Origin of the sequence: Citrobacter sp. XT1-2-2 (genome assembly GCF_023516235.1) — a bacterium.
GTDB lineage: Bacteria > Pseudomonadota > Gammaproteobacteria > Enterobacterales > Enterobacteriaceae > Citrobacter > Citrobacter werkmanii.
Genome location: NZ_CP097324.1, coordinates 889,290 through 903,608, shown reverse-complemented (window position 1 = coordinate 903,608; position 14,319 = coordinate 889,290). Strand labels below are relative to the sequence as shown.

Genomic DNA, 14,319 nt, shown 5'->3' with positions numbered 1-14,319 from the left:
AATCCAGACTAGCTTGCGACATCCCCCCACACCAGTTGTCCTTTATGGAAGGTCGCGGTGCGGGGGGAGATGCGGGCAACCGCTTCTGCCGAACAGGAAGCATCCACCAGCACAAAACTGGCTTCATCCTGCGCTTTCGGCCACACGCGTTCGCCTTTATCGTTTAGCGGCAGCACATCGCCGGTGGCAAGAAACAGCGCGCGCGACAGGTTAAGCTCGTTGGGGCGAATATAGAGCTGCGCGTACAGATTCGCCTTCTCCAGCATGTCTCCCAGCCCGTACGGCGACCAGTGGTCAATCACGCTGTCGGTCCCGGTAATCACCTCCACGCCTTTGTCACGCAGTTGTTTGAGCGGCATATGCAGCGTGCCAATCGGCACCGTCGAGGCAATGGTAATCTGCTGAGCCGCCATACGAGTCGCCAGCGCGTCAACCTGCTGTTCGTTCAGCGTTGCCAGCGCGAAAGCGTGGCTGATGGTCAGTTTGCCCTTCAACTGCGGCGTTTTCTCTACCGTTTCCACCATGTAATTCACCGCCGCCACGCCCGCCGGGCTGGTTTCGTGCAGATGAATATCCACGCCTTTATCGTAATCCAGCGCAATCTGGAACATAGTGTCGAGGGATTTTTCCATCGCCCCGTCCACGCTGGTTGGGTCCAGACCGCCAACGTAATGCGCCCCCGCTTGCATCGCTTCACGCATCAGCGGTTCAGATTTTGATAACAGCAGGCCATGCTGCGGAAATGCCACGATTTCACAGGCAAAACCCGGCTGACGACGCGCCAACACCGCCTGCAAGTTTTCCAGGTTTTTCAGCCCGGAAACCGGTTCGATGTTGCAATGGCTGCGAGCAATCGAGGTACCTTTGGATTGCAGCAAATCGATAAGCTTTTCCGCGCGTTCCTGGGTGTAAGGCTGGAGTTCAGGCAGCAGCTTTTGCTCCAGGCGGATCATATCCTGAATAGTGGTGCCAGCCGGACGGTTCAGTGAGCGCCACGGACCGCCATAAAAGGTTTTATCCAGGTGGATGTGCATGTCGCGCATAGCGGGCAGCATCAGCTTGCCGCCCGCATCGTAGTGCGGTAGCGTCGCATCCGGATGCTGCTTATTCTCGCGCAACGCAACGATTTTTCCGTCCTGGATTTCGATGGTTTGCAGCGCGGTACGGGTATGGACTGCCACCGAATTTTCGTACCCGAACCCGGCTTCCAGCAGGACGTTATCCAGGTAATAGTGTTTATCGTTAATCGTCATTGTGCTCTTCGACCCGCAGGTGTTCCCGACAGGATTAGCAGCATACGCGACCGGGGCCACCGCGCCAAACAGTGCGGCAGCGGTCACCATTTTTCCGCTCTGGCTTAAAAATTCGCGGCGGCTGTTACTTTCTTTCATTCGCATCTCCTCTCAGGAATGGACAATGTGGGTACCCGTTTCGCCGCGGAGTGCGGCGGGCAGACATTCCGGCGTGGTGATGATTACCCGCTTACCTCCGCGTGCCAGGAATGTCAGGCTGGCAACGATTTTGGGTAGCATGCTGCCCGGCGGGAAATGTCCTTCCTGCATATAGCGGGTCATCGTGGCGACATCCACCTTATCCAGCGCCTGCTGCTCAGGTTTGCCAAAGTGAATACACACTTTCTCAACACCGGTGGTGATCACCAGAATGTCGGCGTGAATCTCCTGCGCCAGCAGCGCTGTGGAAAGATCTTTATCAATCACCGCGTCCACGCTCTGGTAATCACCTTGCTCACCACGCACCACCGGGATCCCGCCGCCGCCCGCGCCAATCACCACAAAGCCTTGCCGGGTTAGCGCCTTAATCGCCTCCGCTTCGACGATGCGCTTCGGCTCTGGCGAAGCGACCACCCGACGGTAGCCGCGCCCGGAATCCTCCACAAAGCGCCAGCCGGGATTGACCCGCAGCAGTTCATCGCGCTGGGCTGCGTTAAAGAACGCACCGATAGGTTTGGTTGGATTCGCGAAGCCCGGATCGTTTTTATCGACCTCCACCTGGGTCACCACGGTGACCGCTTTCTGCTCGCCGCGCCGCGCCAGACGATTGTTCAGCGCTTGTTGGATCAGATAACCGATGCCGCCCTGGGTATCGGCGACACAGTTTGCCAACGGGGTCAACGGCAAACCTTCACGCTCATGCGCGATTTCCGCCCGTCGCAGATCCAGCCCCACCTGCGGTCCGTTACCGTGCGTCAGCACAATGTTGTAGTCCGATGCCAGCATCTCCAGCACCGTATCCGCCACCGCTTTCACCGCTTCAGCCTGGTGCGCAATCGACTGGCTGGCGTTATCTTTGATAATGCTGTTGCCGCCAATGGCAACGACCACAAGTTCTTTCATAGTGTCATCTTCCGCTTGCAGGCGATTCAGGTGGATTTTGTCGGTTGCTGCTCAGGCGCAGTCACCGCTTCACGGCTGTCGAGCACATGCTTGAGGACAAACATGCCGCTCATCATCAGGTAGGCCAGCACAAACATCATTGAGCTGCCCTCTGCAAAGCCGACCGCCGGGGAGTGGATCACACCAAACAGCGACAGCAGTGCGCCAAAGGCGGCGGCAATCGCCCCACGCAGTGGCTTATTCATAATGGCGAAGATGGCGACACAGCCCCACAGCATGCTGGCCAGCGGCGCGCCGCTTCCCAGATGCACCAGCCCGTCGTAATAGACGCCTTTGCTGTGCAGCAGGTCGCTACCGAGCTTACCGGCTGACGTACCGGCCGCGCCCATCACGCTATTAACGATGGTTAGCGCCCAGTTAGCGATCCACGGGAACAGACAGATGAAGATAACGGGAACCTCGACTTTGGGCGTTTCTCGCACCACCTGGTTGGCGGTCACCACGCCGATAAACACCAAAATCGGCACTATCGCGGTCATCGGAATAATGGCGAGCATAAACGCGCCCAGACCAAACAGCGGTACCAGGAACATGGTGATGCCTGAAGCGAGGGTGTAACCAATGCTGGCGCCCATCGCCTTCCAGCCTGCATGGCCGACATACACGGTCACCGGGAACGGGTTGCCCAGCATGCAACCGAGCATGGAGGCAAAACCGTTCGCCATCATGACCTTACGGGTGTTGTACTCATCGCCTGCGGCGTGCGCGCTTTCTATGTTTTCGAGGTCAAAAATGTAGTTCGCCAGACCCAGAGGCACCGCAGACGCCAGATACGGCAGCGCGTGCGGCAGCCCTTGCAGGAAGCTGTCGACATGAATTTCCGGCGGGTTAAAGCCAAAAGAAGACATCGACGCTTTAATCGCTTCCGGGCTTTGCAAACCCGAGATCCACGCCAGGGCCGTCCCGGCAATCAGCAGCAGCAAACCGGTAGGAATACGGGCAAAAATCGGCTTCTTACCGAACCAGTTAATAAAGATCAGCAGCAGGACGATGAAAGAAACGGTTGGCGCTTCAAATGCCTGCAGCATTGGGTTCATCGCCAACAGCAGCAGGCCCAGGCCGGATAAACAAGAGAGCAGTACCGTTCGTGGGATCATCTTGCGGATGGTCTCGCCCAGGAAGGAGCCGCCCACCAGGATTAACGCTTCCACAAAGCACCATACCAGCGCAATCTGGATGGCGAAGTTGGCATCTTTGGTTTGCTGATAAACCGGCATCAGCACCAGGAAGGTCACGGTAAAGATCGACGGTGCGCTCGGCCCGGACGGCAGCGCCGTTACGTCATTACGTCCGGTATGTTTTGCCATTTGCAGGCCAAACCAGGCGTAGCAGACGCTGGCCACCAGCACCGCCAGGCCAAAGGCAGGCGCAATGCGGCCATAGACTATTTCGGTTGGGATCCCGACGACAAAAATGAGCAGCCCCATCATTGTCAGCAGGTTCGTCAGGTTGTTGGTCATCAGCCCAAAGTAAGCCGCCCAGTCACCACGTTTCCATTCTAGTTTTATGCTGTTCATGGAATATCCTTAACAGGTTAAGCATCGTTTGCGATCGCGGAGATCGCCCAGCCCTGCAGGTAAGCAACGTTTTGCGCTTTGCTACTGTGGGGCTAACGCCGTTAGCCCCGGTTGTTGTTATTTGCAGTAGCGGTCACGCCAGTTGAGGATCGCCTTTTCAAAACAGGCGAACGGCGGGTGAACGATTCCGGCGCCGATCATGCCGATCCCCGCATCTTTGTGCGCAATGGCGGTGTTGATCACTGGCAAAATGCCGGTGCTGCCCACGCGCGTAATGTCGATAGCAGTCGGTACGCCCATAAAACCGAGCAGCGGAATGGTAACGTTGGGGTTTTCACCGAGGGTGATTTCGCGCATCTGGCGAGAGAAATCGACCGCCTCCTCGACCGTACCGCCGACCAGCGCCACAATGGCAGGCGCCGTCGCCATGGCAAAACCGCCAATGCCATAGGTTTCGGTAATCGCGCTATCGCCAATATCGCGCCCGGAATCTTCCGGCTTATAGCCCGCGAACATTGGGCCAATCACCTGCTGCGCCGGACCGGTAAACCATTGCCCCGGCAACCCGCTGACGCGCAGACCGAACTCGACGCCGTTACGCGCCATCGTCGTGACCACGGTGCTGTATTCAATGCCGTGTGCGGCGTCCATCGCGGCTTTACACATCGCCATCCAGGTCGGCCCGGAGAAGTAATCACTGCTGAGGACGAACTCGAATACCTCGCGCTGCTGCTCAACCGGATAACCGGTCTGGATGATCCACGGCGTTAGCGCCTGAATCAGTAGCGCCGTCCCGGCGTTGTTACGGTTATGGCATTCATCGCCCATGTGCAACGCCTGCGCCAGCATCAGACGCAGATCGATTTCGCCCGCCAGTTTCATGGCATCACGCAGCATCGGTCCCATCACATCGCGCATCCAGTTCAGGCGATCGATAACGCTCTGATCGTTCGCCCCCATGCGCAGGATCTTCGCCATCTGCTCGCTCATATTGGTATATGCGCGGTTGCCGTAGGTTTTGTTCTCCACGATGTGCATAAACATCGACGCCGACGTCACACCCGCCATCGAGCCAACACAGTCATGCTCGTGGCACGGAGAGAAGATGATTTCCCCCGAGGCGGCCAGTTCGGCGGCTTCATCCAGATCTTTCGCCAGCCCTTCAAACACCAGCGCCCCGGTTACCGCGCCCTTCATCGCGCCGCACATTTTTTCCCAGCGGATCGGCGGGCCGGCGTGCAAAATGGTGTTGCGGGTCATGCCCGGCACCACGTTGATGGCCTGGTCATAACCAATCAGCACCGGATGCGACTGGATGATGCGCTCCAGCGCCTGCTGGTTAGCGGCCACGATTTTGTCCGCCAGCGGCGAATCAGCAATGTCGTCCAGCGCCGCGACCACCTGCATGTTGCCCTGGCCCGGCGGCGTCCAGTCAAGCTGGGTTACCGGTACGTTCTGCTTTTTCAGGTCATCGCTGAACATCGCGATGCCGACGTTAATCACGTTCAGCGGCTGGTTAAACAGTGTCTGGCTCATCAGGCTTCCTCCCCTTTACAGATAAATTCACGCGCCAGCAATCCGGTGTTGGTACTACTGCTCGCCCAGATAACCCCGGCATCGGTCAGCATCTGGCACTGTTTTTCCAGCGACGGCGTATCGAGATCGGTTCCCAGCACATAGCCGAGGATTTCCAGAGGACGACCCTCTGCGGCGGCGATCGCTTTGGCTTCAACGATCGCGTCCAACATCACCCCGACCGGATCTTCATGCGATCCAAATCCAAGCACGAAATCCATCACGATCACGCCCACTTCAGGATCGCGCGCCTCCTGCAGCAGACGACTGATACGGTTGGTGGGATCGATCATCGGGTGTGGTTTACCGTTGGTAAAATCGTCATCACCGAAATCAAGGAAGGTATGCGCCACGCTGCGGTTGAGATCTTTCAGGCGGAACGCCGGATCGGGGTGAATGTTGCTGTAAACCTGCGCGTGTTTTTCCATGGCGGCAAACATCGCCTCATCACACAACGTGCCGCCGCAGAATAAGCCACGGATGTACTTTTGCTGTGGGGTCAGGCGGGCGCGGACCTCTTCAATCAGCGGCCAGTTGAGCGGATGCAGGTCCAGGCTCTCTTTTTTCACGCCGGTCAGCAGCACCGCTTTCAGCGCCGCTTCTTTGGTACCGCGTGCAAACTGCAGACCTTGTTCATCCGCAGGCGCGGCTTCGCGTCCGAGGAAGCACACCACGACTGGCTTTTGGCAGGCGCGCGCACGCTCCAGCACCTTGCGCGCCACCGCTGGGGCAGGAGGTTTAGAGATAAGCGCAATGATTTCGGTTTGCGGATCGGCTTCCAGCATGCCAATCGCATCAAGCATCATCAGGCCGCCAATCTTCTCACTCAGATCGCGACCACCGGTGCCAATCAGTTGGGAAATCCCGCCGCCAAATTCATGAATGCGCACGCTCAGTTCCTGGCTGCCAGTGCCGGATGCGCCCACAATCCCAATGTTGCCGCGACGTACCGCGTTGCCAAAGCACAGCGCCGCGCCGTTAATAATGGCGGTTCCGCAGTCTGGCCCCATCATCAACAGCCCCTTTTCGTGCGCCAGCTGTTTTAGCGCCAGTTCATCCTCAAGAGAAACGTTGTCAGAGAACAGCATCACATTGAGGTTATTTTGCAGCGCCTGACGCGCTTCACGCGCCGCAAACAAACCGTTGACCGAGATCACCGCCAGATTGCTGTCAGGAACATGCTTTTTCGCGCTGGCGAGCGTGGCATAGCGCGCTTCATGCTGGCCGCCCTGCTCTTTATGCGTAAACAGATCTTCAATTGCGACCAATGTCTGGTCGTTCGCCGCCTCGCTGGCGCCTTTAATGACAATCATCAGGTCGCCACTTTTCGCCTCTTCCAGTTCAGGCGTCAGCAGGCCGAGATTCTTCAGCACGCCCTTGTTCATTTCCGTAGCCATCGCCACGAATGCCTGCTCAACGCCATCGAGCTTATTGGCGCGTGTGGAGATAGACATCAGTGAAACGGAATCAAAATACGTGTTCTTTTTAACAACTATCCTGATCGACATAATTCCCTCCGGACCTGTGGCTCAGGGCGCAGGCGTCCGCCATGCCATACAGCATGTCGCAGCCAGAACTTGAGCCGATATTTTTAATGTCAGTAATATATTGCGTAGAAACGGGTTGTTGCTCAGTAATAATATGCTGCAGCAGCCGCACGACGCTTTCCCGATAACGTTGATGCAAAGCTTCTTCGAGCGTTATTTTGCTAAGTAGCGTCGTATTATTTCCGGCGCATTGTAATGCCGCTAAAAAATCCCCACGATATTTCTCCAGCGGATGTCCTGGGATTAATAAAATGGCACTTAAGCCCACTAAATAATCATCGGATGATGGCGTCAGGCCAATTCCCAGACCAATTAAATGGCTGGCCGCTGTTGAAATATTTACTCCCGTATATAGCGCCGCTATTAGTGTCTGTCGGCGGTTGAGTAACTGACGGGTGATTTCCTGATAAAACGGGTTGTCCCCCTGATACAAAAATAATGTGTCGTCGCTGCTTAACTGTTGGCGGATTACCTCTTCCCAGCGCTGCCAGCGGACTGCGGCGAGGGTTACTGTATCTGCCGTCCACTGTGGTATGCGCCACGGCAGGCAACCAGAGGTCTCTATCCATTTATCTTTGCCAACGGCTATCCCCGACTCGGTAAATCTGACCTGCTCACCGGGGAGAAACAGGTCCGCGCAATGCGTCAGCGCCAGCCGACAGCTATTAGGCGCGTTATCACAACCTTCACTCAGCAACGTCAACAGTCGCTGCTGGTCAGGTATCAACAGGTTCACCGCGCGGGAAAAAACCTGTTCAACTTGCCCCGTCCCCCGGAAAGCGAGAAACGCGCTATCTGCGGTTAGCGCCTGTACGCATCGCCGTGATGGCGTAGCGATAGCGGCGCTCCTCTGTCAGGCTCCGGCGGCAATCAGCAGCTCGGCAATTTCGTGATAACCTTTCTCCCGCGCCAGTTCCAGCGGGGTTTTACCGTATTTATCCGTCATATGTGGGTTTGCGCCATGGTCAAGTAGCAGCTTGACGATCTCTTGCTGCTTCGCGCCGCCATCATTAAGCACAATGGCTTCCAGAAGCGGCGTCCAGCCCACGAAGTTGGTATGGTTGACATTGATATCGGTACGCAGCAGCAGCTCGCGCACGATCTCCACATGACCTTTTTCACTGGCTGGCGTAATGCCTACGCCGCCAAAACGACTCAGGCAGTTAAGGTCGGGGTTAGCAGGTAATACGGTACGCAGCAGCGTTAAATCGTTCGTCAGGCAGCTAATCAGGAAAGGATTAAAACAGGTTTGGTCCTGTTTATTAATATCGGCACCGGCGGCAATCAATAAAGAAACACAGTCATAATGCTTATTCAGGCTGGCAATAATAATGGCGGTACGTCCCTGGCGGTTCGTGGCATTAATATCCACATTTTTTGCCAGACAGGATTTTAATCCATCGGTATTACCTTGTTCTGCCGCCAGCAGAAATTCAGTAATGAGTTCTTTCTCTGACATAATTGCTCTCCTGCAGTTTTTTAGACTTTCTAAATATCCGATAAGCTGAGAATAGCAACAGAGTGTAGAGAATAACATCCGCTTAAATTTCATTCATCGTAAGCGCGTCAATTATTGAATAAAATTTAACAATGAGAGCAAAGCGTGCTGTAGTGCAATCTTTCCCTTATGGCTGGGGCGTTTTTTGCCACTCATGAATAGTCGGGTAAAACAAGCGGTATGCTGCGCGGATAGCGGCCTGCAATTAATATGCAGAAGTGTGATTGCCTTCAAATCAAATGTAAAACTAGTGTTAAATTCTGTTCAAAACTGATTGCTCTGTATAAGGATTACAAATACATTCAACAATCATTATGCGGCGGGGCGTGTTGGTAGCCTGAGAGGAGAAAAGATGAATTCCATTTTTACCGAGGAAAATCTGCTGGCATTTACCATGGCTGCCCGCTACAGCAGCTTCAGCAAGGCTGCGGAGGAGCTGGGCTTAACCACATCGGCTATTAGCTACACCATTAAACGCATGGAGATGGGGCTCGATGTGGTGCTGTTTACGCGTAGCACCCGAAGCATTGAGTTGACCGAGTCTGGTCGCTATCTGTTTCGCAAGGCCTCCGACCTGCTCAACGACTTCCACGCGATTAAGCGCAGCATTGATACCATCGCTCAGGGTATTGAAGCCCGGGTGCGCATCTGTATTAACCAGTTGTTGTACACCCCACAGCATACGGCGCGGCTACTGCAGGTACTCAAGAAACAGTTCCCTACCTGCCAGATAACCGTCACCACCGAGGTCTATAACGGCGTCTGGGATTCGATCATCAACAATCTTGCCAATATCGCCATTGGCGCGCCCGATACGTTACTGGACGGCGGCGGGATTGATTATACCGAGATCGGCGCTATTCGCTGGTCGTTTGCCATTGCCCCGGATCATCCGTTGGCTTTTATGCCTGAACCGATTTCTGAGAGCCAGTTGCGTTTGTATCCGAACATTATGGTGGAAGACACCGCCCACACCATTAACAAAAAGGTCGGGTGGCTGTTACACGGCCAGGAGTCGATTCTGGTTCCAGATTTTAATACCAAATGTCAGTGCCAAATTCTGGGCGAAGGCATCGGTTTTTTACCGGATTATATGGTACGCGAAGCAATGGAAAAGTCGCTGCTGGTCACGCGACAGATCCACAATCCGCGTCAGGATTCACGGATGCTGCTGGCAACCCAGCATTCGGCAACCGGTCGAGTCACTCAGTGGATTAAAAAAGAGTTTGGCCCGCAAGGGGTACTGACGGGCATTTATCAGGATTTGTTGCATCGGGAGTGATATGCCGGATAAGGCTATCCGGCGGAAATCAGACTTCAGGCGCGAATATCGTCGTACTCGCGGGTTTTATCAAATTCATGTTTGGCAAACGGACACAGCGGAATCACTTTGCGATTTTCAGCGCGCATTTTCTCCACCACCTTCGCCACCAGCTGTTTGCCGACGCCCTGACCTTTCAGACTGGGGTCAACATCGGTATGTTCAATGATGCTCAGGTGCTCGCCCGTCGGCACAAAGACAATCTCGGCAACCTGATTGCCTTCAGCATCGTTGACATAAAATTTGTTGTGGCCTGCAAGAATTTCCATGGTTCCCTCACTTATTTCTGGCGATATTTCAGCGCACCGCTTGGACAGGTATCGATGACCTTAATAACCGTCGCGACATCCACTTCATCGGGGATTATCCAGGGTTTGCGTTTCAGATTGAAAAGCTTCGCGCTTCCCCGCACGCAGTTTCCTGAATGCTGACATATCGCCGTGTTGAAGTAGACGTCAATCTTCTCGCCGGTATAGGCCCGGTAACCTGCCTCCAGTAGTTCCTTTTCCACGACATTACCTCGCATTTTTATTGTCTGAGTCTAATCATAGACCGATGCGAGGCTGAAGGAAGTGGCGGGTAGCAGAAATATCACTCGGGCCTTTTCTGTAACGATGGCTCCCGCTCCGGCGGCAAATATTCCAGCATTGCAGGCGTCGGCGGCGGCAGGCGGTTATCGGCGATGTGCTTGTCCACATCGATATGACTGATTTCGCCATTCTCATGGTGATGGACCGTCAGCACCCTCGCTTTGTTCAACTCTGTAACCAGTTCACGGGTAATACGTAAACTTTCCGCCAGCTCATGGTCTTCCAGTCCTGGTCTGCGACTGCGACGCTCCACCCGAAAACGAAACTGGTTGTATTTCGCCCAGCCGATCAGCACCAGTCCGTTGACCAGCGCGACAAGGATGTAAAACGTGACCGTATCCAGTGTGGTGAAAAAGGGACGCACGCCCATATACGGTGAATGCGCCAGGGCCGTAATCAGCCCTTTGTAGATTAAGTATAAAAATCCAACCCAGGCAAAAATCGTTAACAGAACGTCAATGATGCGCGGCAGCAGACGCCGCTCCGTAAAGATCAGCGGCTGACTCATGATTCGATCCTCCCTATTCCACGGTCAGGACTCACCCAGCGCGCCCTGCCGCGTTTGCGTTTGAGCATCACTTTCGGGAATGACACCAACGTGGTAAACAGGCTCAACAGCCAGTACACCACCGGGAACCAGATTATCCAGAACAATGAGGCGCCAATGCCTTTTTCATAGCGTCGTTCAATCATCAGGCTTATCGCAAACTGTATTAAGCAGACCACGCCGAGAATAAGTCCGGTAAAGGCTGGCGGGAACAGATGTTGAACATACAGCGAGTCCGGCATCGGGATCATCAGTCCCAGCAGGAACAGCACGATACTGATCGCATAGGCAAATGCCCACGTGGTAGAAAAGCAGAACTCGAAAAATAGCGGCCACATGCGACGGAACTCCCACGACCACAGACGGCGCATGTTAACAATAAACACCTCCGCCCCGCCTTGCGCCCAGCGCAGGCGCTGCTTCCACAGCCCTCTTAACGTTTCAGGCATCAGGATCCAGCACAGCGCGCGCGGCTCAAAGAATATCGACCAATGGCGCAACTGCAGTTTCCAACTGATATCGATGTCTTCGGTGATCATGTCCGGGCTCCAGTACCCCACCTCGGCCAGCGCGCGACGACGAAACGCCGCAACTACGCCAGAGACGCTAAAGATCTGACCATAGACTCGTTGAGTACGCTTAATTAAGCCGATAATGGAAGAGAACTCACCGACCTGCACACGACCGATTAGCGTGGAACGGGTGCGAATACGCGGGTTGCCGGTTACCGCCCCAACGCGTGGGAACTGGATCAGCGGAGCGACCAGATACGCCACGGCATCGCGATCCAGTAACGCATCGCCATCAATACACACCAGGTAATCGCTGCGCGCAGCGGCCGCGCCCGTTTTGAGCGCCAGCGCTTTGCCCTGATTTTCAGCCAGATGAATGACGCGCAGGCTGGGGTACTCAATCGCCAACTGTTCCAGAACATCGTGCGTATCGTCCGTTGAACCGTCGTTAATGGCAATCACTTCGATATTCTTGTAGCGCTGTGCCATCGCAGCGCCGATGGTTTCCCGCGCGTTGATCCCTTCGTTAAAGCAGGGGATCAAAATGGAAACCAGCGGATTTCCCTCCAGCGTAGGTGGCGGTGTATCGTCTCCCCATTTCCAGTGACGCTCACGATAAAACCAGAAATAGACCCCGCCGCTTATCCATAATGCAGACATGAATAAAGGCCAGAAGAAGACGAAGTTCAACATGACTTCACCTGTAAAGATGACAGCCACGCCAAACGGCAGGCTGAACATCAGGCAAAGTATCAGGAAAGCAATAATGCGATCGGTCATTTTTGCGGGTACCAGTATGAGGAGAACGTCGAGCGAATCTCTGACATCTCAGGTTTGTCGCTGATGAAATCATCCGGATAATAGCCGTAGTTACCTGCACCACTTAGTTTCAGTTGGCGCATCCATTCGGCTATTTGTTTTCCACTGATTTCTGCCTCGTCCCCGGATTTACGCCAGTCTCGTGCCTGCAGTTCAAACACGGTTTTGTCCAGCGCGCCGGGCGTTTGTGCAACGGCATTGACTAATCTGTCGAGCCAGGCATTGGCATCATTAGCCGGGATCTGCTCCATGAATGGCATCGCCATGGGTGCCGTCCAGTCATAGGTATTGAGGAAATCATTCAGGTTTTGCGCAAACCAGGCTTCGCTTTCAGGCTCCAGTACCGGCATGGCGTATATATTGCGGGCAGTTTGCACCTGCGGACCGCGAATATTGCGCACTGAGCGGGTCAACTGTTTGGTGAAGTCGATCAGCATCTTACTTTTCAGACGCGTCCAGCGTTCGAAGGTTTGAGGGTTGCTACGGATTTGCTCAATACTTCCCGGAAGCCCTGCGGCGCGGTAGGCGGCTAACGCCTCCGGTGACGCATCTTCAAAGTCCGTCAGGAAAGCATCGTCGTGGAACAAAATCCCTTTGAAGCTGGCATGCTTCGCCAGGTCTTCATAGATTTCAGTGATACGTTTACGCGCTTCGCTGTCCCAGGGAGACAGACGCACATAGTTCTCGTGATTGATCGCAGTGCGTCCTGTTTTCGGATCCCATGCCGTCACGCGTGGAATGGAAGCATCGAGGTCGAAAGCCAGTACCGGCATCCAAGCATATACCGTCACCCCGGCCCGCGTTTGTAACTGCCAGGAGATATAGTTAAAGAGATCGGCACGCATCGGCAGCCAGCGGTTAGGGAAATAGAGTTCGCGAATATTCCCGTCGCCTTTAGGATCGGCGTACGCCTGCAGGAAGACATGAGAAATACGCATGTCATAAACACGCTGGATCAGCTTGTCGATGTTTCGCTTCTGCTGGGCAGGATCTTTGTCATACACGTAATCCAGATCGACGTGCATCACACGCATCGTTTGTGGTTCACGTACCTGAGCGACCTGACTGGCAAAGCGCTTGAGAGACGGGTTATCAGAGATCAGTACACGCGGGATATCATCAAGAAACGCAGCGTTCGCCAGCCCTTCATTGAGCGTAAAGGCCATCTTATAGCCATGTTCTTTGGCCAGGTTTAAGGTGGTGCCGTTAGCCGCACCATAAGGCCACACCCACGCGCGCGGCGATTTCCCGGTTACCGATTTAATCTTATTGGTGATCAGCGAGATATCAGTATTAATGCGACGATTGTACTGTTCGTCGGTTTCGTAAGTCCCGGTTTTCTTATCGTAAAGACGATTCGCCACCGCAGGTTCTTTGCTTCCTTGCGGGTTCGCCTCAGCGCCGAAATGCGAGTTCCAGGTGTGCGCCCCCACTTCCACCAACGGCGATTTGCCCATTTCCTCGACCATCTTCCAGGTGGCAAATTTATCTCGCGCCGTCATTAAGCCGCCAAAATCGACTTTTTTATTGGCTGGAGAATCAACCCAACTGCCCACTGGAGCCCAGAGCGCAGGCCAGTTGTAGGCTTTCAGCAGCGGCCAGACGCGAGTATAAAAACTGCTGTATCCGTCGTCAAAGGTGAGTAAGACCGCTTTTTCCGGCAACACAATCTTACCGTCATGAGCGTCCAGAATTTGCTGCACGCTAATCGGGTTATAGCCATTATCACGCAACCAGGCCATTTGATCGCTCAACGCGCTGGTGCGCACGGAGAGGTAGCGCTGGTCGGCGGCGCCATCCTCAACATCATGATAGCCGAGCACCAGGAAGCTGTTTTTCGGCCATGGATGATCTGCCGTCAACGGCGTTCTCTCTGCGGGAGGAACATAGCGAGGCGTTGTATTGTGCGCGCTACTGCACGCGGTAATCATCAACCAGCCAGCGATTAATGCGCTAAGCCACAGGCATCTTTTCAGCAT

13 protein-coding genes are annotated in these 14,319 nt (G+C 54.7%); 1 reads left to right on the top strand and 12 read right to left on the bottom strand.

All coding sequences use genetic code 11. The annotated features are described in order from the left end of the window. Positions 1–8: 8 nt before the first annotated feature. The 7 genes from M4I31_RS04410 to M4I31_RS04380 form a co-directional block, all read right to left on the bottom strand. Positions 9–1,391: an amidohydrolase family protein gene (locus M4I31_RS04410; protein ID WP_085048786.1), complete on the bottom strand. Its 1,383-nt coding sequence runs from the start codon at positions 1,389–1,391 to the stop codon at positions 9–11. A 12-nt stretch (positions 1,392–1,403) separates the two neighbouring features. Further along, positions 1,404–2,354 carry a carbamate kinase family protein gene (locus tag M4I31_RS04405; RefSeq protein WP_085048785.1) on the bottom strand — a complete coding sequence of 317 codons (951 nt, stop codon included), beginning with the start codon at positions 2,352–2,354 and terminating at the stop codon, positions 1,404–1,406. 26 nt (positions 2,355–2,380) lie between these two features. Further along, a complete protein-coding gene (locus tag M4I31_RS04400) occupies positions 2,381–3,931 on the bottom strand; it encodes a hypothetical protein (RefSeq protein ID WP_038633383.1) in 1,551 nt (516 codons plus the stop codon). Positions 3,932–4,048: 117 nt separating this feature from the next. Next, positions 4,049–5,467, bottom strand: a complete 1,419-nt coding sequence (locus tag M4I31_RS04395) for a DUF1116 domain-containing protein (RefSeq protein WP_085048784.1) — start codon at positions 5,465–5,467, stop codon at positions 4,049–4,051. Continuing rightward, positions 5,467–7,014 carry an acyl-CoA synthetase FdrA gene (gene fdrA, locus M4I31_RS04390; protein ID WP_085048783.1) on the bottom strand — a complete coding sequence of 516 codons (1,548 nt, stop codon included), beginning with the start codon at positions 7,012–7,014 and terminating at the stop codon, positions 5,467–5,469. The genes M4I31_RS04395 and fdrA overlap by 1 nt, the downstream gene beginning before the upstream one ends. Beyond that, the gene (locus M4I31_RS04385) at positions 6,992–7,780 is read right to left on the bottom strand and encodes a DUF2877 domain-containing protein (RefSeq protein ID WP_139815578.1); all 789 of its coding nucleotides are present in this window, start codon (positions 7,778–7,780) and stop codon (positions 6,992–6,994) included. Before M4I31_RS04385 ends, fdrA begins: the two co-directional genes overlap by 23 nt. Before the next feature lie 126 nt (positions 7,781–7,906). After that, positions 7,907–8,512: an ankyrin repeat domain-containing protein gene (locus tag M4I31_RS04380; RefSeq protein ID WP_085048781.1), complete on the bottom strand. Its 606-nt coding sequence runs from the start codon at positions 8,510–8,512 to the stop codon at positions 7,907–7,909. Positions 8,513–8,903: 391 nt separating this feature from the next. On the opposite strand from M4I31_RS04380, the gene M4I31_RS04375 reads away from it, so the two are divergent. Continuing rightward, the gene (locus tag M4I31_RS04375; protein WP_038633395.1) at positions 8,904–9,833 is read left to right on the top strand and encodes a LysR substrate-binding domain-containing protein; all 930 of its coding nucleotides are present in this window, start codon (positions 8,904–8,906) and stop codon (positions 9,831–9,833) included. A 35-nt stretch (positions 9,834–9,868) separates the two neighbouring features. On the opposite strand, the gene M4I31_RS04370 is transcribed toward M4I31_RS04375, so the two are convergent. The 5 genes from M4I31_RS04370 to pgaB all read right to left on the bottom strand — a co-directional run bounded on the left by M4I31_RS04370 (position 9,869) and on the right by pgaB (position 14,319). After that, positions 9,869–10,141: a GNAT family N-acetyltransferase gene (locus M4I31_RS04370; RefSeq protein ID WP_003033869.1), complete on the bottom strand. Its 273-nt coding sequence runs from the start codon at positions 10,139–10,141 to the stop codon at positions 9,869–9,871. Between the two features lie 11 nt (positions 10,142–10,152). Beyond that, positions 10,153–10,398 carry a 4Fe-4S mono-cluster protein YjdI gene (yjdI, locus tag M4I31_RS04365; protein ID WP_160955400.1) on the bottom strand — a complete coding sequence of 82 codons (246 nt, stop codon included), beginning with the start codon at positions 10,396–10,398 and terminating at the stop codon, positions 10,153–10,155. A gap of 65 nt (positions 10,399–10,463) precedes the next feature. Beyond that, positions 10,464–10,970, bottom strand: coding sequence for a poly-beta-1,6-N-acetyl-D-glucosamine biosynthesis protein PgaD (gene pgaD, locus M4I31_RS04360; RefSeq protein WP_085048780.1), 507 nt, complete (start codon positions 10,968–10,970; stop codon positions 10,464–10,466). After that, entirely contained in the window at positions 10,967–12,301 is a 1,335-nt protein-coding gene (gene pgaC, locus M4I31_RS04355) for a poly-beta-1,6-N-acetyl-D-glucosamine synthase (protein ID WP_034167705.1), read from the bottom strand. The genes pgaD and pgaC overlap by 4 nt, the downstream gene beginning before the upstream one ends. After that, positions 12,298–14,319 (bottom strand): poly-beta-1,6-N-acetyl-D-glucosamine N-deacetylase PgaB, encoded by a 2,022-nt coding sequence (gene pgaB, locus M4I31_RS04350; RefSeq protein WP_085048779.1) that lies wholly within the window; start codon positions 14,317–14,319, stop codon positions 12,298–12,300. The genes pgaC and pgaB overlap by 4 nt, the downstream gene beginning before the upstream one ends.